Origin of the sequence: Variovorax xiamenensis, from assembly GCF_050916385.1 — a bacterium.
Taxonomy (GTDB): Bacteria; Pseudomonadota; Gammaproteobacteria; order Burkholderiales; family Burkholderiaceae_C; genus Variovorax.
On record NZ_CP139038.1, the window covers coordinates 153,397 to 178,008 of the forward strand.

A 24,612-nucleotide genomic window follows, 5' to 3' on the forward strand; every position below is an offset into this window, starting at 1 on the left:
CCGCTTACATGCGGCAGCCGCGAGCGGGGTCGGCGAGGCCCTTGATTGCTGTGCTCACCAGCTTGTTCTCCTTGCCGTCGACCTTGCGCAGGTAGATGTCCTGCACCGGGTTGTGGGCCTTGCTCACGGTGAAGGCGCCGCGCGGGCTGTCGATCTTGGCCTTCTCGATGGCGGCGGAGAACTCGGCCTTCTTCGAGATGTCGCCCTTGGTGGCGTTCAGGCCCACGCCCAGCATCTGGGCGGCGTCGTAGCCCTGCACCGCATACACGTCGGGCTGCAGCTTGAACGACTTGGCGTACGCCACGCGGAAGGCGTTGTCGCGCGCGGTGTTCAGGCCGTCGGCGTAGTGCAGCGTGGTCAGCATGCCCTGGGCCGATTCGCCCTGCGCGTCGAGCGTGCCGTCGGTCAGGAAGCCGGGGCCGTACAGCGGAATGGTCTTGTTCAGGCCGGCGGCCTGGTAGTCCTTGACGAACTTCACAGCGCCGCCGCCCGCGAAGAAGGCGTACACCGCATCGGGCTTGGCCGCCGCGATCTCGGTCAGCAGCGCCTGGAATTCCACGTTGGGGAAGGGCAGGGTGAGCTGCTTCTCGATCTTGCCGCCGTTCTTCTCGAAGCCTTCCTTGAAGCCGTTGACCGACTCGTCGCCCGCCGCGTACTTCCAGGTGATGGTCATCGCCTTCTTCTTGCCCTGCTGCTTGGCCGCAACCTCGCCCATGGCGTAGGCCGGCTGCCAGTTGCTGAACGAGCTGCGGAAGATGTTGGGCGCGCACATCGGGCCCGTGACGGCGTCGGCGCCGGCATTGGGCACGATCAGCACCGTGCCGCTTTCCTTGGCGGCCTTGGCCATGGCCATGGCCACGCCCGAGTGCACGGTGCCGACGATCACGTCGACGTTGTCGCGCTTGATGAGCTTGTTGACGTTGTCGGTGGCCTTGGCGGGGTCGGACTCGTCGTCGACCTTGAAGTATTCGATCTCGCGGCCGGCGAGCTTGCCGCCCTGCTCGTCGACATACAGCTTGAAGCCGTTCTCGATGGCCACGCCCAGGGCGGTGTAGGTGCCGCTGTAGGGCAGCATCAGGCCGACCTTGAGCTTGCCCGTGCCCTGGGCGCCGGCGGCCGTCGCCAGCGAGGCGAAGGCGATGGCCGTGAGGGCGAGGCGGGCGGTGCTGCGAATGGTCATGGTGTCTCTCTCCGATTTCTGGTGATGAAGGAAGTGGCCGCGACGATGACACGATCCGGCTGATCGCGATGCGGGGAATGCCCGCATTGAGGGATTTCCAGCAGCTCGCATCCATCGACGCGCGCGGCGATGCCGCGGATCTGCGCGAGGGTGCCGTACTCGTCGTCGATGCCCTGCATGGCGAGCACTGGGCAGCGGATGGTGTCGAGCTCGTTCTCGATGTTCCAGTCGCGAAAGGGCGGGTGCAGCCAGATGCGGTTCCAGCCCCAGAAGGCCGAGTCGGCGCTGTCGTGGTAGCGGCCCAGCTTCTGCGGCAGGTCGGTGCCGAGGTAGGCGGTGCGCGCGTTCTCGATGTTCGCGACGGTCACGTCCTCCACGAAGATGTGCGGCGCCAGCACGACGAGACCCGCGACCTTGTCGGGGAATCGCGAGGCGTACAGCAGCGAGATCGAGCCGCCGTCGCTGTGGCCGAAGAGCCAGGGCTTCTGGTCGCCGAGCCCGAGCGCGGCGAAGAGGGCGGGCAGCACCTCGTGCGCCTGGCGGTGCATGAAGTCGACGTCCCAGATTTCATCGTCGGCGCGCGGCGTCGAGCGGCCGTAGCCGGGGCGCGAGAACACGAGGCCGCGCACGCCGGCGGCTTCGCACATCCGCGCGGGGAAGTCCTTCCACATCGAGACCGAGCCCAGGCCCTCGTGCAGGAACACGACGAGCGGTGCGTCGCTGCGCTCGGGTGCGATCCACTGGCATTCGATGCGGACCTCGCGGCCGCGCCAGGCGATGTTGGCGAAGTCGGTGCTCATGGTTGTTGCTCCTTCCCCTTTTTGGGCAAGGTCGGGATGGGGGCAGGCGGCGCTTGCAAAGGCTGTGCCTGCACGGAGGCCGATGCCCCCGCTCCGGCCCTCCCGCAGCGAGGGAGGGAGAAAGAGGAAAACGGTGCGTGCATCACGCCTGCTTTTCCTTCTCGCGCAGGCGGAAGCGCTGGATCTTGCCGGTCGCCGTCTTCGGCAGTTCGCCCACGAATTCGAGGAAGCGCGGGTACTTGTACGGCGCCAGGCGTTCCTTGACGAAGGCCTTCAGCTCGTCCTCGGTGGCCGCGCTGCCGTCCTTCAGCACCACGAAGGCCTTGGTCTTGGTCAGGCCGTCGGCGTCTTCCTTGCCGATCACCGCCGCCTCGAGCACGGCCGGGTGCTGCATCAGCGTGGCCTCGACCTCGAAGGGCGAGACGTAGATGCCGCTGACCTTGAGCATGTCGTCGCTGCGCCCGGCGTAGGTGTAGTAGCCGTCGGCGTCGCGGGTGTACTTGTCGCCGCTCTTGGTCCAGCCGCCCTGGAAGGTCTCGCGCGACTTCTCGCGGTTGGCCCAGTACATCAGCGCCGAGCTGGGGCCGCGGATGTAGAGGTCACCCACCTCGCCGTCGGGCACGGGGCGGCCGTCCTCGCCGCGCAATTCGACTTCGTAGCCTTCCACCGGCCGGCCGGTGGTGCCGTAGCGCACGTCGCCGGGGCGGTTGGAGATGAAGATGTGCAGCATCTCCGTGGAGCCGATGCCGTCGATGATCTCGCAGCCGAAGTGCTGCTTGAAGCGCTGCGCGATCTCGCCCGGCAGTGCCTCGCCGGCCGAGGAGCACATGCGCAGCGCCACCGCTTCGCGCGCAGGCAGCTTCGGCGAGGCGAGCATGCCGGCGAAGCCGGTGGGGGCGCCGAAGAAGACGGTCGGCTTGTGCTCGGTCCAGCGGCGGAAGGTGGCGTCCGGCGTGGGGCGCTCGGCCATCAGCACCACGGTGGCGCCCACCGAGAGCGGGAAGGTCAGCGCGTTGCCCAGGCCGTAGGCGAAGTACATCTTGGCGGCCGAGAAGCAGACGTCGTCCTCGGTCAGCGCGAGCACCGGCTTGCCGTAGAGCTCGGCCGTCCACCACAGGTTGGCGTGCGTGTGGACCGTGCCCTTGGGCTTGCCGGTGGAGCCGGAGGAATACAGCCAGAAGCCCGGGTCGTCGGATGCTGTCGTCACCGGCGCCGCCAGGGGCTCGGCGGCGGCGAGCGCGGCGTCGAATTCCTGCGCGCCATCGGGCAGGGGGCCGGTCGGTTGCGACACGAGCAGCGCCCGTACCTCGTGCCCGCCGCGCGACATCGCCTCCTGCAGCGTCGGCAGCAGCGCGCCCGAGACCAGCACGGCCTGCGCGCGGCTGTGGTCGAGCATGTAGGCGTAGTCGTCGGGCGTGAGCAGCGTGTTGACCGCCACCGGCACCACGCCGGCATAGAGGCAGCCCAGGAAGCTCACGGGCCAGTCGTTGCCGTCGAGCATCAGCAGCAGCACGCGCTCCTCGCGCCGGATGCCGGCGGCCTGCAGGGCAGCGGCCAGCCGGCGCGAACGGTCTTCGAGCTGGCCGTAGCTCAGCGTGCCGCGGTCGTCGATGTAGGCGGGGCGCGCGGCGCGTTCGCGGTTGAGTTCGAACAGGTGTCCGGCGAAGTTGAATCGTGGGGGCGGGGTCATGGTCTTGTCTCCTTCGGCCGTGTCTTGTTCTAGAGGCCGAGCGCGGCGAGGACGCCGGGGCTTGCCTGCACCGCGGCGCGGCGGTGATAGAAATCGAGCGCGCGTAGTCCGCCCAGTTCGGCGCCGCCGCCCGCGCGGCCGGGGCCGCCGTGCAGCGACATCGGCATCACGTTGCCGTGGCCGGTGTGGGCCTGCGCCACTTCGGGCGTGACGACGTGCACGCGGCCGTGGCTCGGCGCGACGGCGAGCGCGGCCTGCGCCAGCGCCGCGTCATCGCTCCCATATAGAGAGGTGACGAGCGAGCCCTGGCCGCGATGCGCGAGCGCGATGCCGTGCGCGAGATCGCGGTAGGGCAGCAGCGTGGCGACGGGGCCGAACACTTCCACGTCGTGCACCTGCTGCGCGGCGTCGGCGTCGCGCGCGCCCAGCAGCACGGGGCCGATGCAGGCGGCCACGGCCGGGTCGGCGTCTACGAGGGGTTTGTCGCGGCCGTCGTGCAGCACGGTGGTCTGCGCGGCGAGCGCATCGAGCCCCTCGCGCACCGCATTCAGCTGCGCGCGGCTCACGAGCGAACCCATGCGCACGCTCTCATTGCGCGGGTTGCCGACGGTGATGCCAGCGAGCTTGGCGCCTATGGCCTCTGCCGCCGCGTCGTACAGCTCGGCCGGCACCAGGATGCGGCGGATGGCGGTGCATTTCTGGCCCGACTTCACCGTCATCTCGCGCACCACTTCGCGCACGAGCAGGTTGAAGGCATCGCTGCCGGGCGCGGCGCCGGGCAGCAGCAGGGCGCTGTTGAGGCTGTCGGCCTCGATGTTCACGCGCACCGAGCGCTGGGCCACGGCCGGGTGCGAGCGGATCACCGCCGCCGTCTCGGCCGAGCCGGTGAACGAGGCCACGTCGAAGGGCTGCAGCGCATCCATCAAACCGGCCGAGCTGCCGCAGACGATGGAGAGCGCGCCGGCGGGCAGCACGCCCGCGTCGACCACGTCCTTCACCATGCGCTGCGTGAGCCAGGCGGTGGCGGTGGCAGGCTTCACGATCACCGGCACGCCCGACAGCAGCGCGGGCGCGGCCTTCTCCCACAGGCCCCACGAGGGGAAATTGAAGGCGTTGATGAAGAGGGCCACGCCCTGCGTCGGCACCTGCAGGTGCTGCGACTGGAACACCGGTTCCTTGCCGAGCTTCACCGCGTCGCCGTCGCGCAGCGCACGCACGTCGCCGAGCGCGTCGCCCCACTTGGCGTACTGGCCGAGCGTGAAGATCGCGCCGTCGATGTCCACGGCCGAGTCGTTCTTCACCGTGCCCGAGTTGGCGGTTGCGATCTCGTAGTAGGCGTCGCGGTTGGCCTGCAGCACCTTCACGACGGCGGCGAGCAGGCCCGCGCGCTGGCGGTAGGTGAGGGCGCGCAGCGCATTGCCGCCCTGTTCGCGTGCGAAGGCGAAGGCGGCGGGCAGGTCGAGGCCGGTGGCATCGACGCGCGCGAGTTCGGTGCCCAGCACCGGGTCGAACAGCGGCGTGCCGGCGCCAGTGCCGCTTTGCCAGCGGCCGGCGACGTAGTTGGAAAGAAGCTCGGTCATTCGATGGGTCTCAACGTGGGCAGATTCGGGGAACACCGTGGAACCGGCTTTGCCGGGCCGCAGGTGTTGCCCCCGGCGAGGGGGTTGGCGGCCACACGAAGTGGGCAAGCCTGGGGGAGTGCTTCATACGGTGAACTTGATCTGCCCCTCGGGCAGTAGGTAGAGGACGAGCGCGCGGCCCTGGGCCACGGTCGGGCGGTGCGCTGTGCCGGGCCCGTAGACGCACCAGCCCGCGGGCCGTCCGTCGAAGGTGGCGGCGGCGCCGTCGAGCGGCATGATCAGGTCGATCTCGCCGTTGGGATGCGTGTGGTGCGGGCCGGCGATGTCCTGCATGTCGACCACGTCGACCGAGAAGCGGTGCAGGGCGTCTTCGGCTTTGAAGACGCGGCCGTACTTGATGCCGCCGCCTTCGCGCTCGCAGAGCCAGCCTTCGGCGACGCCGCCGATGCAGGCCTGGCGAAGTTGCTCGAAGCTGGCGCTGCCGGCGCCGTGGTTGGCGTTGAGCCACCGGTCGAGCTCGCCGTCGAGCGGCTTGCCGGCGATCTCGGCGGTCAGGCCGGCAATCAGCTGGTGAAATGCTTCCTTGCCGGTGGCGGTGGTGCTGCGGTCGGACATCGTGGGCCTCGAACTTATGGACTACCTTGCAGGATCACTGCGTGTGCAGTATCTTGCGTGTGGCCGAACAATAAGCATCGAGACAATGAGTGTCAAGCAATATAGTGCATCTATGGTGTTTACCCTGAGCGCGCACAATCCCGGCGAAGAACGAGGAATTGCATGAATGAGCATGTAGACGCGGCGCTGGCCACCGCCGCGCTGGAAGGCGGCAACGGTGCCGCGGCTGCCGGGGAGGCGAAGAATCCGCTGCTGGCGGCGCTGGGCGACCGCGTGCGCAACCTGCGGGCGCAGCGCGGCCTCACGCGCAAGGCGGTGGCCATCGCGGCCGACGTGTCGGAGCGCCACCTGGCCAATCTCGAATACGGCATCGGCAACGCCTCGATCCTGGTGCTGCAGCAGGTGGCCGGCGCGCTGCACTGCTCGCTGGCCGAGCTGGTGGGCGACGTGACCACCAGCTCGCCCGAGTGGCTGCTGATCCGCGAGCTGCTCGAGAACCGCAGCGAAGCCGACCTGCGCCGCGTGCGCGTGGCGATCGGCGAGCTGCTGGGCACCGCCTCGGTCGACCCGGCGCGCCACCGCCGCATCGCGCTCGTGGGCCTGCGCGGCGCGGGCAAGTCCACGCTGGGCCAGATGCTGGCCGAGGATCTGGAGATTCCCTTCATCGAACTCAGCCGCGAGATCGAGAAGCTCGCGGGCTGCAGCGTGCGCGAGATCCACGACCTTTACGGCACCAACGCCTACCGCCGCTACGAGCGCCGCGCGCTGGAAGAGGCGGTGCAGATCTATAGCGAGGTGGTCATCGCCACGCCTGGCGGCATCGTCTCCGACCCGGCCACTTTCAACGAGCTGCTCGCGCACTGCACCACCGTGTGGCTGCAGGCCGCGCCCGAGGAGCACATGGGCCGCGTGGCCGCCCAGGGCGACACCCGCCCGATGGCCGCCAGCAAGGAAGCGATGGAAGACCTGCGCCGCATCCTGAATGGCCGCGCCGCCTTCTATTCGAAGGCCGACCTGTCGGTGGACACCAGCGGCAAGACCCTGTCGCAGAGCTTCCAGGCACTCCGGGCGGTCGCCCGACAGTCCATGGGGCTCGCTTAGCTCACCCCCAGGCTTCGCGCACTTCGTGTCGCTACGCCAACCCCCTTCCGGGGGCAACACCAGCGGCCCGGCAAAGCCGGTTCCGCGGTGTTCCTGGAAAAGTCCCCGGGAGCCTGAATCGGGCTGAAATCTGAAAAAAAGTGCAGCAGGCATTGACTTGCCTGTTTGCATGCAGCATGATGCATGTCATCGGAGCAAGAAAGTGCATTATCTTTCCTGTTCACGGTTTCCGAACACTGCCCCACAGGAGACTTCCGCATGACCGACACCACCACGCTCCAGGCGCCCCAGCGCGTCGACTACCGCACCGAACCCGGCCAGTACCGCCACTGGTCGCTGAGCTTCGACGGCGCCATCGCGCGCCTCGTGCTCGACATCGCGGAAGACGGCGGCATCCGCCCCGGCTACAAGCTCAAGCTCAACAGCTACGACCTGGGCGTGGACGTGGAGCTCAACGACGCGCTCAACCGCGTGCGCTTCGAGCACCCCGAGGTGCGCACCGTGATCGTCACCAGCGGCAAGGACCGCATCTTCTGCTCGGGCGCCAACATCTTCATGCTGGGCGTCTCCAGCCACGCCTGGAAAGTCAACTTCTGCAAGTTCACCAACGAGACGCGCAACGGCATCGAAGATTCCTCGAAGCACTCGGGCCTGAAGTTCCTCGCGGCCGTGAATGGCGCCTGCGCGGGTGGCGGCTACGAACTGGCGCTGGCCTGCGACGAGATCCTGCTGGTGGATGACCGCTCCTCCGCCGTGTCGCTGCCCGAAGTGCCCCTGCTGGGCGTGCTGCCCGGCACCGGCGGCCTGACCCGCGTGACCGACAAGCGCCACGTGCGCCATGACCTCGCCGACATCTTCTGCACCAGCGTCGAAGGCGTGCGCGGACAGCGCGCGGTCGACTGGCGCCTGGTCGATGCAGTCGCCAAGCCCGCGCAGTTCGCCGCCGCCGTGCAGGAGCGTGCCTCGCAGCTCGCGGCCGGCAGCGACCGCCCCGCCAACGGCAAGGGCGTGGCGCTGACGCGCATCGAGCGCACCGACAGCGCCGACGGGATTTCGTATGCGAACGTCGATGTGCAGATCGACCGCAGCAAGCGCACCGCCACCATCACGGTGAAGGCGCCCACCGGCGCGCAGCCGGCCGACATCGCCGCCATCGAGGCGGCGGGCACCGCATGGTGGCCGCTCGCGATGTGCCGCGAACTCGACGACGCCATCCTGAACCTGCGCACCAACGAGCTCGACGTCGGCACCTGGCTGCTCAAGACCGAAGGCGATGCCGCCGCCGTGCTCGCGTCGGACGCAGTGATGCTCGCCAACAAGGACCACTGGCTGGTGCGCGAGACCATCGGCGCGCTGCGCCGCACGCTGGCACGCCTCGACGTGTCTTCGCGCAGCCTGTTCGCGCTGGTGGAAGCCGGCTCGTGCTTCGCCGGCACGCTGGCCGAGCTGGCCTTCGCGGCCGACCGCACCTACATGCTCGCGCTGCCCGACGACGCCGGTCGCGCCCCGAAGCTCACGCTGGACGAATTCAACTTCGGCTTCTTCCCGATGGTGAACGACCAGAGCCGCCTGCAGCGCCGTTTCTATGAAGAGGCCGCGCCGCTGGAAGCCGCGCGCTCCGCCGCCGGCAAGGCGCTCGACGCCGACGAGGCGCTGAAGCTGGGCCTGGTGACCGCCGCGCCCGACGACATCGACTGGGACGACGAGATCCGCATCGCCATCGAGGAGCGCGCCGCGATGTCGCCCGACTCGCTCACCGGCCTGGAAGCCAACCTGCGCTTCGCGAGCAAGGAGAACATGGTCACCCGCATCTTCGGCCGCCTCTCGGCCTGGCAGAACTGGATCTTCAACCGCCCCAACGCAGTCGGCGAGAAGGGCGCGCTGAAGGTCTACGGCACCGGCCAGAAGGCTGGCTTCGACCTGAACCGCGTTTGAACTGGCAGTCCGCACAACCCAAGGAACAACGATGAGCACGATCAACTACAGCGAGAAGATCCCCAACAACGTCAACCTCGGCGAAGACCGCACGCTGCAGCGCGCGCTCGAGGGCTGGCAGCCGAACTTCATCAACTGGTGGGACGACGTGGGCCCCGAGGGCTCGACCAACCACGAGGTGTACCTGCGCACGGCCGTGAGCGTCGACCCGCAGGGCTGGGCCCAGTTCGGCCACGTGAAGATGCGCGACTACCGCTGGGGCATCTTCCTGAACCCGGGCGATGCCAACCGCGAGATCCACTTCGGCGACCACAAGGGCGAGAAGGCCTGGCAGGACGTGCCGGGCGAGCATCGCGCCAACCTGCGCCGCATCATCGTGACGCAGGGCGACACCGAGCCCGCGTCGGTGGAGCAGCAGCGCCACCTGGGCCTGACCGCGCCCAGCATGTACGACCTGCGCAACCTGTTCCAGATCAACGTGGAAGAAGGCCGCCACCTGTGGGCCATGGTCTACCTGCTGCACAAGCACTTCGGCCGCGACGGCCGCGAGGAAGCCGAGGCCCTGCTGCAGCGCACCTCGGGCGACGAGAACAATCCGCGCATCCTGGGCGCCTTCAACGAGCGCACGCCCGACTGGCTCGCGTTCTTCATGTTCACGTACTTCACCGACCGCGACGGCAAGTTCCAGCTGTCGGCGCTGGCCGAGAGCGCCTTCGATCCGCTGGCACGCACCACGAAGTTCATGCTGACCGAAGAGGCGCACCACATGTTCGTGGGCGAGAGCGGCGTGTCGCGCGTCATCGCGCGCACCGCGCAGGTCATGAACGAGCTGAAGACCGACGACCCGCAGAAGGTGCGCGCGGCCGGCTGCATCGACCTGGGCACCATCCAGCGCTATCTGAACTTCCACTACAGCGTGACCATCGACCTGTTCGGCGCCGACCAGTCGAGCAACGCCGCCATCTTCTACAGCTCGGGCCTGAAGGGCCGCTACGAGGAAGGCAAGCGCACCGACGACCACGTGCTCAAGGGCCAGACCTACAAGGTGCTCGAGGTGAAGGACGGCCAACTCGTCGAGAAGGACGTGCCGATGCTCAACGCGCTCAACGAAGTGCTGCGCGACGACTTCATCAAGGACTCGGTAGCCGGCGTGGGCCGCTGGAACAAGGTGCTGGAAAAGGCCGGCATCCCGACCCGCCTGGTCGTGCCGCACAAGGCCTTCAACCGCCAGATCGGCGCGCTCGCCGGCATCAAGATGTCGCCGGAAGGCCGCGTGGTGAACGACATGGAATGGGCCGCCAAGCGCGACGAGTGGTTGCCCAGTGCCGAAGACTTCGCTTTCGTGGCATCGTTGATGGGCCGCGTGGTGGAGCCGGGCAAGTTCGCGGGCTGGATCTCGCCGCCGGTGATGGGCATCAATCGGCAGCCGGTGGATTTCGAGTACGTCCGCTTCGGTTGAACGCGTGATTTGAACCCCTCGCCCCCACGGCGAGGGTATGGAGAACAACATGGACATGGCCGTTGAAGCCGGAGTCATCAAGCAGCACCTGATCGACCCCGAGATCTGCATCCGCTGCAACACCTGCGAGGCCACCTGCCCCGTCAACGCGATCACGCACGACGACAACAACTACGTCGTGCGGGCCGACATCTGCAATGGCTGCATGGCCTGCATCTCGCCGTGCCCCACGGGCTCGATCGACAACTGGCGCACCATGCCGCTGGTGCGTGCGTATTCCATCGAGGAGCAGTTCACGTGGGAGTCGTTGCCCGCGGAGCTCTCGCCCGAGGAGCTCGAAGCGGCAGGCGTGTCCGCCGAAGCCGCCGGCGACGCTCAAGCGGCCGTGCCCGCGCAGACCCAGGCGCAAGCCCAGGCCGCGGTGGAGTCGCTGGAGCCGGCCTTCAACTCCGCGCAGTACGGCGCCACCGTGCCGCCCTGGTCGGCGGCGCACGCCTACACCAACCTCTTTCCGCCGAAGACGCCGACCACCGCCACTGTGGTGGGCAACTTCAACTGCACCGAGGCCGGCTTCGACAGCGAGACGCACCACATCGTGCTCGACTTCGGCGTGCTGCCGTTCCCGGTGCTCGAAGGCCAGTCGATCGGCATCGTGCCGCCGGGCGTCGACGCCATCGGCAAGCGCCACCATGCGCGCCAGTATTCGGTGGCCAGCCCGCGCAACGGCGAGCGGCCCGGCTACAACAACGTCTCGCTCACCGTGAAGCGCGTGACCGAGGACCACGAGGGCGAGCCGGTGCGCGGCGTGTGCTCCAACTACGTGTGCGACCTGAAGGTGGGCGACACGGTGCAGGTGGTGGGGCCCTTCGGCTCCTCGTTCCTGATGCCGAACCATCCCCGCTCGCACATCGTGATGATCTGCACCGGCACCGGCAGTGCCCCGATGCGCGCCATGACCGAGTGGCGCCGCCGCCTGCGCAAGAGCGGCAAGTTCGAGGGCGGCAAGCTGATGCTGTTCTTCGGCGCGCGCACCCAGCAGGAACTGCCGTACTTCGGCCCGCTGCAGTCGCTGCCCAAGGACTTCATCGACATCAACCTCGCGTTCTCGCGCACGCCGGGGCAACCCAAGCGCTACGTGCAGGACCTGATGCGCGAGCGCGCCGCCGACCTGGCCGCGCTGCTGAAGGATGGTGCCAGCCACTTCTACGTGTGCGGCCTGAAGAGCATGGAAGAAGGCGTGGTGCTCGCACTGCGCGACGTGGCGAAGGAAGCCGGGCTCGACTGGGACACGGTGGGCGCCGCGCTCAAGCGCGAAGGCCGCCTGCACCTCGAAACCTACTGAGCCGCGGCGGATGAAGTTCGCCGACTTCCACGCGGGCCAGGTCATCGAGGCCGGGCCTTACGAACTCACCGAGACCGAACTCTTGCAGTTCGCGCGGGCCTACGACCCGCAGTGGTTCCACACCGATGCGGAAGCGGCGGCCGACAGCCCCTTCGGCGGGCTCATCGCGAGCGGCTGGCATACCTGCTCCATCGCGATGAAGCTGGTGGTGGAGGCGGCGCTGGCTGGTTCGGAGTCTTTTGCGTCGCCGGGACTGGAGCACGTGCGCTGGCCCAACCCGGTTCGCCCGGGTGACGCGCTTCGGCTGGTGGCCGACGTGATCGAGGTGCGCCGCTCCGAGAAGCGGCCGACGCTCGGCATCCTGCGCTGGCGCTGGCGGCTCTTCAACCAGCGCGAGCTGATGGTGCTCGACGCCGAGGTCACGAGCCTGTTCAAGCTCAAGCCGGCCGGCTGATCGAAGCAACGGGAAAAGGCCCGCGACGCCGGTGCGTCGCGGGCCTTTCTCATCGGGCTGAAGTCGTCGTTACTTCTTGATATCGACCGCGCCCGAGCCCTGGGCCTTGCCGTGCGCCTTTGCGCCAACGGCAGGCGCCTTCACCGCGCCGCCAGCCGAGCCGACCGCATCGGTCGCCCCGCCCACAGTGCCGCCGACGGTGTTGGTCACGCCGCCCACGGCATTGGTTGCTCCCCCGACGGCGCCGGTCGCGCCGCCCAGCACGCCGCCGACTGCATTGCCGACCGTGCTCGTTGCGCCCGTGGCGGCGCCACCGGCGTTCGTGTTCGCGTTGGCCCCCGCATTGGCGCCGGTCGCCGCACCTGCGCCGCCGCGCGCGCCTGTGCCGGAGCCCGATGCATTCACGTCGGCATTGACCCCGACGCCGACCCCGACGCCTTGCGCCTGGGCAACGCCGCCGATGGCCAGCAGACCTGCGAGCAGGGTGCCGAGGACGATGCGGTTGTGTTGATGCTGTTGCTTCATGGGTGACTGTTCCTTTCGTAGCGTGGTCACGGTTTCCTGAACCGATCGGGTTCGATCGATCCGGGTGCAACCATGGCCGCGCCGCGATCTGTCGCCATGTGCGCCACCTTCGCCTGCACGCGTGGGAACCGGCCGTCGGCGGAATCGGGGGCTCGCGCGTTAGGCCCCCGTATTCACGTTCGGTTCATCAAGGTAGCAGATGCGTGCGGAAGAAGGCCGTTGTCTTCGTGTTCACATCCGGCAACACCTTGGCGCGGTCGAAACCCGGCGGGTCGTCGAGCATGTCGCCGATGAGCCCGCTCAGGCCCGGCGGCGGTGGCGAAAGCAGCGCGCCGTGGCCGCCGGTGGGCATTTCGGCGATCAGTTCGCAGCGCGGCAGGCAGGCCGCGAGTACGCGGTCGCTGTGGAAGCGCGGGATGAGCCAGCGGTCTTGCCGGGCGGTGATGAGGCCCAGCGGCACGCGCGGAGCGGCCAGGGAGCCCATGTCGAAATCGGCCGAAGAAGGCACGCCCGCCACGATGGCCGCGATGCGCGGGTCGGTGTGCTCGCGCGGCGCGGCGTCGTCGCCGAAGCGGTGGCGGATGACGAGGAGCGCCGCCCATTTCTTGATGCCGTCCAGCGGCCCGCCGGTCAGCCGCGTGATGAGGCCGACGCAGGACTGGAAGTCGTCCACCAGGCTGGCCTCGCAATGCCGCGCGAACGCGGCCGGCGACCACCGCCCGCCCGCGAGGCTCAGGGCCGTGTGGCCGCCCGCCGACATGCCGTACATGCCGACCTTGTCCAGCCGCAGCAGCGGCGAGAAGCGCGGGTCGCGGGCCACCGCGTCGATGGCGCGCGACACCTCGGCCGGGCGCATGGTCCAGCTGTCGGGGCCGGGGTTGCCGTCGTCCTTGTAGTTGTCGGCCTTGTGCTCCGGCATGGCGACGACGAAGCCGGCCTCGACCAGGCTGCGCGCAATGTCGGCGTGCACCCACGGCGCGCCGCCCGAGCCGTGCGACACGACCACCAGCCGGCCGTTGCCGGGCAACGGTGCGCCTTGCATCGCCACGTCGAGCGTGAAGCGGGCGCGCCGGGTCGGCTGGGCAACGTCGGCGGACGGATAGAACACCGTGACCGGGCCGTCGCCGGGCGCGGCGGGAAGCTCCGCCATGCCCATGGAGGCCCGCGCCCAGCCGCAGCAGAGCGCGATGAGCAGAAAGAAGAAGAGAGAAGAATGGGGAAAGCGTCGCATCGGGTGGTTCCTTGCCTTTGGAGGTCCGCACGATGCCGGGGCGTCGCTGCTGCGTCTTGCCGAAAGCCGCAAGCGTCGTTTTCGGCAAGAGATTTCAGGATTCGGCCAGCTTCTTCCTGCGGAATTCGGTGGGCGTGAGGCCCGTGGCGGCCTTGAATGCGCGGTTGAACGGGCCGATGGACTGGAAGCCCGCGGTCAGCGCGATGGTCAGCACAGGAAGCTCGCGCTTCGAGGAATCGGCCAGCGCCGCCATCGCCTCGGCCAGCCGGAAGCCGTTGACGAAGGCGTTGAAGTTGCGGTGGCCCAGTCGCTGGTTGATGAGGCGGCGCAGCCGGTATTCGGGCACCGAAAGCCGGGCGGCGAGGGTGGCGATGCTGAGGTCTTCGCTGCGGTAGGCGTGCTCGACCGCCATGGCGTGCTGCAGGGAATCGGCGAGGCGGTCTTCGGCGGGGTCGGAGGCGGGTTCGGGCGTGGGCTCCGGTTCCGGGGCCGGAGGATCGGCGGAGGGAGGCGGTGCATGCGTGGCTGGTGGCTCCGAAACGGCGGGTGGCGCATCAGGCACTACCAGCGGAATCGCGGCCGGTGCCTGCGCCGCCGGGAAAAGCTCCGACCCTGCCAGCCGCACCATCCGCCAGGCCACCACCGCCACGATCAGCAGCAGCATCGCCACGTCGACCGTGGCGGATGACCCCGAGAGCTGTCCGCGCGGCGAGGCCAGCCGCACGGCCAGCATTCCGACGCTGTAGCCGACACCCGTCACCACGATGAACACGCGCAGCCGGCGCCGTCCCTCCACCAGGTCCGCCCGCCATTGCGAGGCCGCCGCCATCGCCGCAAGTACCGCGAACACCAGCGGCACGGCGCGCTGGATGCCCATGGCAACCGGCGCGAGCACCGAGGCGCTGCCCGCGACCGCCGCGCAGTTGAACGCAGCCAGCGCCGCCACGGCCAGCCACGAGGCGATGTGCACCGGCCGCAGCGCGAAGTCATCGTCGAAGAGCGCCCGGACGAACACCCAGAACAGCACCGAGTTGCCGACCGAGACGGCGACGAAAGGCGCCTGCCATGCGCGAGGCACCGCCGCTTCGAACAGCGGCGTGGAGCCGATCACCTGGATGCACAGGCCCAGCGCAAGCAGTGCACCGGCGCGAGCCGCCGGCAGGCGAGGGCGGTCGCGGCCGAGGACCAGCACGAGCACGAGCAGCAGGGCCAGCAGCACGCCGCGCAGGGCGGCGTCGAGCAGGGTGATCGGGGCGGGTGTCATGGTCGGGGCCGATTCTCGCCCCGGTGCCGTGACAGCCGATGGGCAATCCGGTCGCGCAAGACCCTTCGGTACGTCATGTCAAGCATATGCAACTCATAATGTTGCATGAAACGAGACAGCAAGCTTTCAGCCGTTCTCCACGTGCTTCTGCACATGGCCGAGATGAAGACGCCCGTCACCTCCGAGTCGCTCGCGGTCGCGATGTGCACGAATCCGGTGGTCGTGCGCCGCCTCATGGCCGGCCTGCGGCAGGCGGGGTTCGTGAGTTCGGCCAAGGGGCATGGCGGCGGCTGGGTGCTGTCGTGCACCTTGTCGGCGGTGACGCTGGGCGACATCCACAACGCCGTGGGCGCGCCCGCGCTGCTGGCCATGGGCAATCGCACCGAGAGCCCGGGCTGCATCGTCGAGCAGGCGGTGAACGCGGCGCTCGACGGCGTCTGCGACGAAGCCGAGGCGCTGCTGCTCAGGCGCTTCAACAGCATCACGCTGGCCGATCTTTCCAGGGACTTTCATCGCCGCATGACTGGCGGCGGCTTCACATCGAAGGACATCGAACATGCGTCATGACGCTCTGATCGTGGGCGGCAGCTTTGTCGGCCTTTCCGCTGCCATGCAGCTTGCCCGGGCGCGGCGAAAGGTCTGCGTCGTCGACACCGGCGCGCCGCGCAACCGCTTCGCGGCCGCGTCGCACGGCTTCTTCGGGCAGGACGGCGTGTCGCCCCTGAAGATGATTGCCGATGCGCGCGAGAAGTTGCTCGCGTATCCGACCGTCGAGTTCGTCGAGGCCGCCGTGGTGGAGGCGAGCGCGGGCGAGGCGGGCGGATTCGCCGTGTTGCTGAGCAACGGCGAACGGCGCTCGGCCGACAAGTTGCTGCTGGCCTACGGCGTGCAGGACAGCCTGCCGGACGTTCCCGGCCTCGGCGAACGCTGGGGCGCCAGCGTGCTGCACTGTCCCTACTGTCATGGCTACGAGTTCGGCGGGCGCCAGCTCGGCATGCTCTTCCATCACGGCGCGCATCCGCCGGACCACGCACTGCTGATCGCCGAGTGGGGCCCGACCACGGTCTTCCTGAACGGCGGCGAAGGGCCCGATGCGGAGGTCCGCGCGAGGCTGCAGGCGCGCGGCGTGGCCATCGAGCCCGGCCGCATCGCCTGCCTCGAAGGCGAAGGGCGCGAACTCGCCGGCGTGCGCATCGACGACGGCAGGCTGGTGCCGATCGAGGCGCTCTATGTGGCGCCGCGCACGCGCCCGGCCAGTCCGCTGGCCGAGCGCCTGGGCTGCGCCTTCGACGACGGCCCGCTCGGCAAGGTGCTGCGCGTCGACGCGATGAAGATGACGACCGTGCCCGGCGTCTATGGCGCGGGCGATCTTTCGATGATGTTTTCCAACGCCACGATGGCGTCGGCGGACGGGCTGATGGCTGGCGTGTCGATGCACCGGTCGATGGTGTTCGACGCCTGAAAGCGCCCCGGACGGAAGAGAAAAGAACTTTTTTCCGGGATTCGGAAAAATCGGTCCAATATCGCTCTATAATCTGAGGCTCACGCGGGAATAGCTCAGTTGGTAGAGCGCAACCTTGCCAAGGTTGAGGTCGAGAGTTCGAGACTCTTTTCCCGCTCCAAATTAAAAAAAGGCCACCTCATCAGGTGGCCTTTTTCATTTGCGCTTCGGCTCAGCGGTCCGAGTGCTTCAGCAGGTAGCTGTTCGAGATCGCCTTGAACGACAGCCCGCCGTCCAGCCGCTTGAACACCACGCCCTCGCGCGAAGTTCCCGGGTTCAGCGACGGCCCTTCGGCATATGCCAGCACCTCGGCCATCGATCCGCCGAAGCGATCGAGCGCGGTCACTTCGAGCAGCGGCACGGTGCGGACGGTCGCTCCCAGCGACCGCAGCGAGTCGACGACTGCATTGCGCTCATCCATTCCGCAGTAGCTGCCGCGATCGATGTCGAACACGTCGAAGACGTGAAATTGCTGGCCGCGCAGCTTTTCCGGGTTGCCCTGGATGCCCTCGCCAACGATTTCGCCCTGCAGTGCCACATTGCGGCCCAGCGTTGCAAGCGCTTCCAGCAGACGGTCTTCCCGCGCTACGCGCCACAGGCTGTTGCCCGGGGTTTCGCGCAGCTGCCAATTGCGTCCGCAGACGCCGGTTGCTCCTGCGTTGTGGAACGCGGTCATGCTCGATCCGTCGAGCTTGACCGTGACCTCGAACGCTTGTCCGTCGTTCGCGCCCAGCACCTCCGGCAGGTTCTGGATGCGCTCCTGGTCGGTCTTGGCGATGAAGGGCGGAAACGCTCCTTCCACCTCGCCCGACAGGCAGGCCGGGATCACCGGCTCCCACTTCCCGATGCCGAGCAGCTCGGCCCAATCGCGCTGGCGCAGCGCCGAATCTGCCAGCGCGAGCGCATCGATTTCCGAGAACTGCGGCAGCGGCAGGATCAGTCCTTGCGAGATCTGGCCGCGCAGCTTCATCGTGCGAAGCCGCACGCCGCGCTGATCGTTCCAGGTGATCGCAGCCTTCTCCAGAAAAGCGAAACGTGGATCGTCGAGCGGCAGGAACGAATCGATCTCGAAGAAGACGCATCGGTCGCCGACGGCGAATTCGCCTTTCTTGATGACGACGGTCCAGCCTTCGACGATGGCGCATTCGATCGCGTCGGCCCCTGGGATGAGGCGGACGGCGTCGACGGTGCGGACGGTGACAAGTTTGCGCATGGTTGTTTTCTCCCTGTGGTTGATGGTGACGCAAAAGAAAAGAGGCCCGGAACCATTCGGTGTCCGGGCCTCCTTGAAAGAGTGCTGAAGAGGTGCGCGCTATGCGCCGGCTTCGCCCGGTGAAGCCTGATTGCCTGTTTGCTGCTGGCCGATTGCATGGCTCGCGCCATGCTCGAACGCGCACTCCCATGTCGGGCTCGCGTTGCTGCAGACGTTCTTGGCAATGACCAGGTTGGTGTTCACGAAATGGCTTCGGTGCGAGCGTGGAGTGCTCGTGATGTTGTCGAGGATTTTCGCGGCCAGTCCGCGAAAGGAGCCGGACTGTAAATAGTGTTTACGTTGGCGTCAACCCCTCGCGACCAACACCATCCCCCGGCTCTCCCCGAACCCGATGCGCGCATGCCCCGGCTTCTCGCACCAGCCGCGCAACAGCACCGCATCGCCGTCCTCGAGAAAGCCTCGTTGCTCGCCGTTGTCCAGCGTCACAGGGCTTTGCGCGGCGCGCGTCAGCTCGATGATCGCGCCGGCCTCGCCTTCGCTGGGCCCTGAGATCGTGCCGCTGCCGAACAGGTCGCCCGGATTCAGGCTGCAGCCGCCCATGGTGTGGTGCGCCACCATCTGTGCCACGGTCCAGTACTGGTGCTTGAAGCTGGTGGACGACAGGCGCGACGGTCCGGTCTTGTCCTTGCGAGCCTTCTCGCTTTCGAGCCACACCTCCAGCCGGATGTCGAGCGCGCCGCTCTCGCGGTTCGCCGCATGCTCCAGGTAGGCCAACGGCTGGGGCTCGTTCGCCGGGCGTGTCCATGCCTGCCGGTAGGGCGCGAGCGCTTCCATGGTCACGATCCACGGCGAGATCGTGGTGGCGAAGTTCTTCGCGAGAAAGGGCCCGAGGGGCGCCATCTCCCAGAACTGGATGTCGCGGGCCGACCAGTCGTTCAGCAGGCAGATGCCGAAGATGTGTGCATCCGCGCGCTCGAGCGGAATCGCGTCGCCCTGTGCGTTGCCCTTGCCGATCCACACGCCCAGCTCCAGCTCGTAGTCGAGCCGCGCGCAGGCCTGGTACGTGGGCGCCTTCGCGCCCGGTGCCATCGCTTGCCCCATCGGGCGGTGAAAGCGCTGGCCGCTCACGCCGATGGTCGACACGCGTCCGTGGTACGCGATCGGAATCCATCGGAAGTTGGGCGTCACGTCGCCGTCCGGGTTCATCAGGCGCGTGATGTTCAGCGCGTGGTCGATCGAGGTGTAGAAGTCGGTGTAGTCGCCGATGCGCGCGGGCACCGTGTATTCGGCATCGGCCTGCGGCACGAGGCATTCGCGCACCGCCTGCACGGCGGCGATGGGCGAGTCGTTCTTCAGCAGGTCGAAGAGCGCGTGGCGCAGCGCTTTCCACGCGGCGTTGCCGAGCGCGAAGAAGTCGTTGAGCGCGGGTAGCGCGGCAGCCTTCGCCGCATCGAGCGCGAGGCCGTCGAGTTGCTGCTTCGTGACGAGTGCGGCAAGGTCCAGCACCTGGTCGCCGATCGCGACGCCGCCGCGAAATGTCTCGGTGCCGCCGGCGCGGCGGAACACCGCATGCGGCAGGTTCTGGATAGGAAAGTCGCTGCCAGGCGCATTGGCCGATTCGACCCAGCTGCGCGCATGAACGTCGTGTGTGTGGTTGAGTTCGATGCTCATCGGCGCAACCTCACGCCGAAGCCATCAGCGCGTCGTCGAAGATCGCGACCGCGCGCGTCCATCCCGCCGACGCGCCACGGATCTTGTGCGGAAAGCAGCTGATGTAGAAGCCCGTGGGCGGCAGCACCTCCAGGTTGTGCAGCTTCTCGATGTGGCAGTAGCCGATGTCGCGGCCGGCCTTGTGGCCCTCCCAGATCAGCGAGGCGTCGTGCGTCTCGCCGTACTTCTTGGCGGTGTGCACGAAGGGCGCGTCCCAGCTCCACGCGTCGGTGCCGGTGAGGCGCACGCCGCGCTCCAGCAGGTACATCGTCGCCTCGTAGCCCATGCCCGCGCCGGCAGACACGTAGTCGGGGTTGCCGTAGCGCGAGCCCGCGCGCGTGTTGACCACCACGATCTCCAGCGGGCTCAGCGTGTGGCCGATGCGCTTCAACTCGGCCTCGACATCGTCGGCAGTGACGACGTAGCCGTCCGCGAAGTGGCGGAAGTCGAGCTTCACGCCCGGCTGGAAGCACCATTCGAGCGGCACGTCGTGGATGGCGATGGCGGGCTTCTTCTCACCCAGCGCCTTGTCCATGGTCGAGTGGAAGTGATAGGGCGCGTCCAGGTGCGTGCCGTTGTGCGTCGACAGCTGCACCAGTTCCACCGCCCAGCCCTCGCCGTCGGGCAGGTCTTCCTTCTTCAGGCCGGGGAAGAAGGGCTCGATCTGCTCGTAGGTCTGCTCGTGCGTGAAGTACTGGATCTTCGGCGCGAAGGCCGGCGGGTCGGAGAGCACATCGTTCTCGAGAAAGATCGAGAGGTCGACGAATTTGCGTGGCATGAAGAGGCTCCTTGTGGGGGTGTACGTGTTGGAGGAAGACGAAGGAATCAGGGGCGCTGCCAGCGCAGCAGGCGTTGTTCGGCAAAGGCCAGCAGCGCGTTGCTCACGAAGCCGATGAGCCCGAGCAGCACGATGCCGGCGAACAGGTCGCTCGCGCGGAAGGCCCGCGCGGCCAGAAGGATGGCTTGGCCCAGGCCGCTTTGCGAGGCGATCATTTCGCCCACCACCGCGACGATCAGCGCGATGGTCAGCGCGAGCCGCATGCCGGCCAGGATGTCGGGCATCGCATTGGGCAGGCCCATCTTCCAGATGTACGCCGCGCGCGACATCTGCAGGCAGCGCGCCACTTCCGAAAGGCGCGGCTCCACGGCCGCGAAGCCGTGCACCGTGGCCAGCAGCACCGGCCACATCGCGCCGAACGCGACCACGAAGAGCACCATGCCGGGGTTCAGCCCGAAGATGGAAATGGCCAGCGGCAGCAGCGCCGAGGCGGGCAGGGGGCGGATGAATTCGAGCGTGGGCTGCACCCACGCGCGCACCTGGGGCGAGACGCCGATGGCCGCGCCCAGCAGCACGCCGAAGAGCGAGGCGAGCAGCCAGCCTTCGATCATCCGGCCCACCGTGGCCTGCGTGAAGCCGAGCAACTCGCCGCTGCCATCGCCGCCCGAGAGATTCAGCCCTTCGAGCAGGCTGGCGAACGTGGCCTGCGGTGTCGGCAGGAACACGCGGCTGACCCAGCCCGCGTTGCTCGCCACCCACCACAGTGCGACGAGCGTCAGCAGAACGCCCAGCGATCCGAGCCGGTAAAGGCCGATGCGGTTGTCGCTGCCGTTCATGCCTGGACTCCCATGCGCCGCGACACCACGCGCTGCAGCATCAGCATGCCCGCGTTGACCGCGAAGCCCACGACGCCGATCCAGCCCAGCCAGGCGAGCATCAGCGCGGGATCGAAGCTCTGCTGCGCGATCATCATCGCGTAGCCCATGCCGTTGGGGTTGGCCGCGATCTCCACCGTGACCGCCACCACCAGCGCCACCGCCACGCCCAGGCGCAACGCGACGAACAGGCGCGGCACGATGGCCGGCAGCACGATCTTGAAGGCCCGCTCGCGTGCAGACAGCTGCAGCACGCGACTGACCTCGAGCAGCCGCGGCTCGACCTGCTGCACCGCCGCCTGCACCAGCACCAGCAGCGGCCAGAAGGTGGCGAAGGCGACGATGGCCAGTTCCATGCGCACGCCGAATCCGAAGCCCAGCATCGCCAGCGGAATCAGCGCGACGGACGGCACGGGCCGCAGCACTTCGATGGAAACCGACCCGAGCCGCGCCGCGCGACGCGAGAGCCCGAGCACCACGCCCAGCGCGATGCCGAGCACCGCGCCCAGCAGCAGGCCGAGCGCCGCCGTGCCGAGCGTGAAGCCGGTGGCCGTCCAGAGCGAACCGTCCATCGCGGCGCCCACGAAGGCCTTGGCCGCGGCGCTCGGTGGTGCGAGTGCATCGCTGCCCAGCGCGGCCGCGCGTCGCGCGTACCACTCGAAGGCGCCGATCAGCACGACGGGAAACACCCATGGCCGCAGCCAGCGGAAGAGGCGGCTGTCAGTCATGGCCCTGCTCGATGAAGGCGAACAGCTCGCGCCGCAGATGCAGGTATTCCGGATGCTCCTTGGTCGAGAGCTGGTCGCGCGGGCGTGGGATCTTCACGTCGATCATCCGCGCAAGGCTGGGCCGCCCGGGCCCCGGATTGGCCTGCAGCGCGATCACGCGGTCGCCGAGGTAGATGGCCTCCTCCAGGTCGTGTGTGACGAAGAGCACCGTGAGCCCGTCCTCGCGCACCAGCCGCGCGAGCTCGTCCTGCAGGCTCTGCCGCGTGAGCGCGTCCAGCGCGCCGAAGGGCTCGTCCATCATCATCAGCTCGGGCTTCTGCGCGAGGCAGCGGGCGATCTGCGCGCGCTGCTGCATGCCGCCGGAGAGCTGCACCGGAAACTTGTGAGCGTGCTTCGCGAGCCCCACCTTGCCGAGCACGTCGGCGATACGCGGTGCGCGCTCGGCCGCGGGAACGCCGGCCGCTTCGAGCGCGAGGCTCACGTTGCCTTCCACCGTGCGCCAGGGCAGCAGGGCGCGGCCGTAGTCCTGGAACACGAAAGCCACCTCGCGTGAAGGCTCGGTCATCTTCACGCCGTTGCGCCGCACCTCGCCCGCGCTGGCCGTGACCAGCCCGCTGGCCGCGCGCAGCAGCGTGGTCTTGCCGCAGCCGCTGGGGCCGACGATGCAGACGAACTCTCCGCGCGCCACGTCGAAGGAAGTGGGCGAGAGAATCTCGCGCCCGCCGAGGCGGATGGTCACGTCGTCGAAGCGCAGGAAGGGAGTGGCTTGCATCGCGGGGCCGGCTGGCGGATGGAAGGCGCCCGCCGGCAGTGCGGCGCGCGCGGTGACGAGAGAAGGTGCCGCGATCACTTGGCCACCAGCTTCGCCACGTCGATGCTCGTCTTGAGCATGTCCTGCTCCTTCATCAGCCCGGTCCAGTAGGCGAGCTGTTTCTCCGTCACCACGGGGCCGGGCGGCGAGACCTGCACCTTGGCGAGCACGTCGGGCGGCAGCTTGATGTACTTGCCGATGGCCGCGCGCACCTTGGCGTCGTTCTTCGGCTGCTGCATGAACGATGCGGCTTCCACCAGCGCCTCGCGGAAGGCGCGCGCCGCCGCCGGGTTCTTCGCCACCCACTCGCGCTTGGCCGCGTGCACGATGGTCTGGTTGTTCTCGGGCAGGAAGGTCGAGTAGTAGGAGGCCACGTAGCCCGCGCCGCTCTCGGTGATGCGGCTCATGAACGGGTCGGCCGACACCACCGCATCGACCGAGCCGCCGCGCAGCAGGTCGGCATGCTGCGGGAACGCGGCCTCGACGAAGTTGACCTTGCGGTAGTCCACGCCGCTGTCCTTCAGCCATGCACGGAAGGTCACGTGCAGGAAGGCGCCCAGGCCCGGCACGCCGATCTTCTTGCCCACGCAGTCCTGCGCGCTCTTGATGCCCGAGCCCGCGCGCGCCACCAAGCCGAAGCCGGTGATGGTCTTCGAGGTGAGGCCGCCGCCGGCCACCAGCACCAGGTCGAGCCCGCCGTCCACCGCCTGCAGGAAGACCGAGGGCGTGGGGCCGCCGATCTGCAGCGAGTCGGACTGCAGCGCGGCCGGGATCGTCGAGTTCAGCGGAATGAACTTGAGCTCGACGTCGAGCGCGCGCTTCTTGAAGTAGCCCTCCTCGGCGGCCACGAACACCGATGCGAAGTCGGTCACGGCCGTGTAGCCGAACACGATCTTCGTGGTGGACTGGGCGCGCGAAGGCAGCGCCGCGGCAGCCGACGCCGCGGCGAGCGCCGACAGCAGGGTGCGTCGTTTCATCATGTCTTCTGTCTCCTGGGGGTGGTTTTCTTCTGTGAGGCCTTGGCGGTCTTCGGGCGCGGCAGCGCCGCGCGCAGGCCGCCGACGATGAAGCTCACGAGCATCGGCGCCACGGCCGGGTCGGCGCGCGTGTTCTCGCCGCGGGTGAGCCGTTCGATGCGGCTGTCGTTCAGGTGATGCAGCAGCGCGCCCAGCGCGAACTGATAGCCCCAGGCTGCCTGGCTGCGCGTGGCGTGCGGCAGGGCTACGTGCAGCGCGTCGATGTAGGCCTCGGCCAGCGGATCGAAGTAGGCACGCAGCACGCGGTCGGCTTCCTCTGTGGCGTGATAGAGCTCGCGCGCCACCAGCAGCGCGTAGTACTCGCCCTCTGAACTCGCGCGCAGCGCCAGCACGGGCGCGGTGAAGGCTTCGATGATGCGTTGCAGCGTGCGCGGATCGTCGGGGTCGATGTTCACGGCGGCCAGGCCCGCGAGACGCGCGTCGATGGAGTGCGACCAGTGCTCGAAGATCGCGTGGAAGAGCTCGTGCTTCTGGCCGTAGTAGTAGCCCACCAGCGCCAGCGGCACGCCGGCTTCCTCGGCGATCTGGCGGATCGTCACGACGTGGTAGCCGTGCTGCGAAAAGAGCTTCTCCGCCGCCAGCAGGATCGCCTGCTTGCGGTCGGGCCGCGCAGTCTCGATGGCGACTGCCGCGATGGCCTGTGCCGGGGTGCGCGAGACCTGGCGCTTTGCGGTGGGTGTGCGGGTACTCATCGGGGCGTATTGAACGCTTGTACAAAAACATTGAACACGCGTACAAACCCTGAGGTCAACCCTCATTGAGCACGCCCGTTCGCGGCGCTAC

Annotated in this window: 24 protein-coding genes and 1 tRNA gene; 8 read left to right on the forward strand and 17 right to left on the reverse strand. The window is 68.3% G+C overall.

The genetic code is table 11. From position 1 onward, the window contains the following. Positions 1-4 precede the first annotated feature (4 nt). The 5 genes from SFB74_RS00625 to SFB74_RS00645 form a co-directional block, all read right to left on the reverse strand. A complete protein-coding gene (locus tag SFB74_RS00625) occupies positions 5-1,180 on the reverse strand; it encodes an ABC transporter substrate-binding protein (protein ID WP_432728743.1) in 1,176 nt (391 codons plus the stop codon). Then, a complete protein-coding gene (locus SFB74_RS00630) occupies positions 1,177-1,980 on the reverse strand; it encodes an alpha/beta fold hydrolase (protein ID WP_432728744.1) in 804 nt (267 codons plus the stop codon). The genes SFB74_RS00625 and SFB74_RS00630 overlap by 4 nt, the downstream gene beginning before the upstream one ends. Positions 1,981-2,122: 142 nt before the next feature. Beyond that, a complete protein-coding gene (locus SFB74_RS00635; RefSeq protein WP_432728745.1) occupies positions 2,123-3,670 on the reverse strand; it encodes a benzoate-CoA ligase family protein in 1,548 nt (515 codons plus the stop codon). Positions 3,671-3,699: 29 nt separating this feature from the next. After that, complete coding sequence (locus SFB74_RS00640; RefSeq protein WP_432728746.1) at positions 3,700-5,250, reverse strand: 3,4-dehydroadipyl-CoA semialdehyde dehydrogenase; 1,551 nt, start codon at positions 5,248-5,250, stop codon at positions 3,700-3,702. Positions 5,251-5,373: 123 nt separating this feature from the next. Further along, entirely contained in the window at positions 5,374-5,865 is a 492-nt protein-coding gene (locus SFB74_RS00645; RefSeq protein ID WP_432728747.1) for a DUF4863 family protein, read from the reverse strand. Positions 5,866-6,027: 162 nt separating this feature from the next. Between SFB74_RS00645 and SFB74_RS00650 the strand changes: the two genes are divergently transcribed. The 5 genes from SFB74_RS00650 (at position 6,028) to SFB74_RS00670 (ending at position 12,156) form a co-directional block, all read left to right on the forward strand. Further along, complete coding sequence (locus SFB74_RS00650; RefSeq protein ID WP_432728748.1) at positions 6,028-6,966, forward strand: helix-turn-helix transcriptional regulator; 939 nt, start codon at positions 6,028-6,030, stop codon at positions 6,964-6,966. Positions 6,967-7,224: 258 nt separating this feature from the next. Next, a complete protein-coding gene (gene boxC, locus SFB74_RS00655) occupies positions 7,225-8,901 on the forward strand; it encodes a 2,3-epoxybenzoyl-CoA dihydrolase (RefSeq protein ID WP_432728749.1) in 1,677 nt (558 codons plus the stop codon). Positions 8,902-8,932: 31 nt separating this feature from the next. Then, positions 8,933-10,360 carry a benzoyl-CoA 2,3-epoxidase subunit BoxB gene (gene boxB / locus SFB74_RS00660; protein ID WP_093195708.1) on the forward strand — a complete coding sequence of 476 codons (1,428 nt, stop codon included), beginning with the start codon at positions 8,933-8,935 and terminating at the stop codon, positions 10,358-10,360. Positions 10,361-10,409: 49 nt separating this feature from the next. Further along, entirely contained in the window at positions 10,410-11,702 is a 1,293-nt protein-coding gene (boxA, locus tag SFB74_RS00665) for a benzoyl-CoA 2,3-epoxidase subunit BoxA (RefSeq protein WP_432728750.1), read from the forward strand. A 10-nt stretch (positions 11,703-11,712) separates the two neighbouring features. Continuing rightward, positions 11,713-12,156 carry a MaoC family dehydratase gene (locus SFB74_RS00670; protein ID WP_432728751.1) on the forward strand — a complete coding sequence of 148 codons (444 nt, stop codon included), beginning with the start codon at positions 11,713-11,715 and terminating at the stop codon, positions 12,154-12,156. A 69-nt stretch (positions 12,157-12,225) separates the two neighbouring features. Here SFB74_RS00670 and SFB74_RS00675 read toward each other — a convergent pair whose 3' ends face one another. The 3 genes from SFB74_RS00675 to SFB74_RS00685 form a co-directional block, all read right to left on the reverse strand. Next, positions 12,226-12,681 (reverse strand): adhesin, encoded by a 456-nt coding sequence (locus SFB74_RS00675; RefSeq protein ID WP_432728752.1) that lies wholly within the window; start codon positions 12,679-12,681, stop codon positions 12,226-12,228. A 187-nt stretch (positions 12,682-12,868) separates the two neighbouring features. Continuing rightward, on the reverse strand, positions 12,869-13,912 hold the full coding sequence (locus SFB74_RS00680; RefSeq protein WP_432728753.1) for an alpha/beta hydrolase family protein: 1,044 nt from the start codon (positions 13,910-13,912) through the stop codon (positions 12,869-12,871). A gap of 94 nt (positions 13,913-14,006) precedes the next feature. Beyond that, positions 14,007-15,176 carry a helix-turn-helix domain-containing protein gene (locus tag SFB74_RS00685; protein WP_432728754.1) on the reverse strand — a complete coding sequence of 390 codons (1,170 nt, stop codon included), beginning with the start codon at positions 15,174-15,176 and terminating at the stop codon, positions 14,007-14,009. Between the two features lie 105 nt (positions 15,177-15,281). On the opposite strand from SFB74_RS00685, the gene SFB74_RS00690 reads away from it, so the two are divergent. From SFB74_RS00690 to SFB74_RS00700, 3 genes are all read left to right on the forward strand, one after another. Beyond that, positions 15,282-15,743 (forward strand): RrF2 family transcriptional regulator, encoded by a 462-nt coding sequence (locus tag SFB74_RS00690; RefSeq protein WP_432728755.1) that lies wholly within the window; start codon positions 15,282-15,284, stop codon positions 15,741-15,743. Next, positions 15,733-16,638, forward strand: coding sequence for an NAD(P)/FAD-dependent oxidoreductase (locus SFB74_RS00695; protein WP_432728756.1), 906 nt, complete (start codon positions 15,733-15,735; stop codon positions 16,636-16,638). Before SFB74_RS00690 ends, SFB74_RS00695 begins: the two co-directional genes overlap by 11 nt. Positions 16,639-16,722: 84 nt before the next feature. After that, positions 16,723-16,798: transfer RNA gene (locus SFB74_RS00700), tRNA-Gly, on the forward strand. A gap of 51 nt (positions 16,799-16,849) precedes the next feature. On the opposite strand, the gene SFB74_RS00705 is transcribed toward SFB74_RS00700, so the two are convergent. The 9 genes from SFB74_RS00705 to SFB74_RS00745 form a co-directional block, all read right to left on the reverse strand. Further along, a complete protein-coding gene (locus tag SFB74_RS00705) occupies positions 16,850-17,890 on the reverse strand; it encodes an RNA ligase (ATP) (protein WP_432728757.1) in 1,041 nt (346 codons plus the stop codon). A 99-nt stretch (positions 17,891-17,989) separates the two neighbouring features. Then, positions 17,990-18,133 carry a hypothetical protein gene (locus SFB74_RS00710; RefSeq protein ID WP_432728758.1) on the reverse strand — a complete coding sequence of 48 codons (144 nt, stop codon included), beginning with the start codon at positions 18,131-18,133 and terminating at the stop codon, positions 17,990-17,992. A 102-nt stretch (positions 18,134-18,235) separates the two neighbouring features. Then, the gene (gene fahA / locus SFB74_RS00715; protein ID WP_432728759.1) at positions 18,236-19,561 is read right to left on the reverse strand and encodes a fumarylacetoacetase; all 1,326 of its coding nucleotides are present in this window, start codon (positions 19,559-19,561) and stop codon (positions 18,236-18,238) included. Positions 19,562-19,571: 10 nt separating this feature from the next. Then, positions 19,572-20,378, reverse strand: a complete 807-nt coding sequence (locus SFB74_RS00720; RefSeq protein WP_432728760.1) for a cyclase family protein — start codon at positions 20,376-20,378, stop codon at positions 19,572-19,574. A gap of 47 nt (positions 20,379-20,425) precedes the next feature. Continuing rightward, on the reverse strand, positions 20,426-21,214 hold the full coding sequence (locus tag SFB74_RS00725) for an ABC transporter permease (protein ID WP_432728761.1): 789 nt from the start codon (positions 21,212-21,214) through the stop codon (positions 20,426-20,428). Further along, a complete protein-coding gene (locus SFB74_RS00730) occupies positions 21,211-21,981 on the reverse strand; it encodes an ABC transporter permease (RefSeq protein ID WP_432728762.1) in 771 nt (256 codons plus the stop codon). Before SFB74_RS00730 ends, SFB74_RS00725 begins: the two co-directional genes overlap by 4 nt. Beyond that, the gene (locus tag SFB74_RS00735; protein ID WP_432728763.1) at positions 21,974-22,831 is read right to left on the reverse strand and encodes an ABC transporter ATP-binding protein; all 858 of its coding nucleotides are present in this window, start codon (positions 22,829-22,831) and stop codon (positions 21,974-21,976) included. The genes SFB74_RS00730 and SFB74_RS00735 overlap by 8 nt, the downstream gene beginning before the upstream one ends. After that, on the reverse strand, positions 22,828-23,772 hold the full coding sequence (locus SFB74_RS00740; protein ID WP_432728764.1) for an ABC transporter substrate-binding protein: 945 nt from the start codon (positions 23,770-23,772) through the stop codon (positions 22,828-22,830). Before SFB74_RS00740 ends, SFB74_RS00735 begins: the two co-directional genes overlap by 4 nt. Further along, on the reverse strand, positions 23,769-24,521 hold the full coding sequence (locus SFB74_RS00745) for a TetR family transcriptional regulator (RefSeq protein WP_432728765.1): 753 nt from the start codon (positions 24,519-24,521) through the stop codon (positions 23,769-23,771). The genes SFB74_RS00740 and SFB74_RS00745 overlap by 4 nt, the downstream gene beginning before the upstream one ends. Between the last annotated feature and the right edge of the window lie 91 nt (positions 24,522-24,612).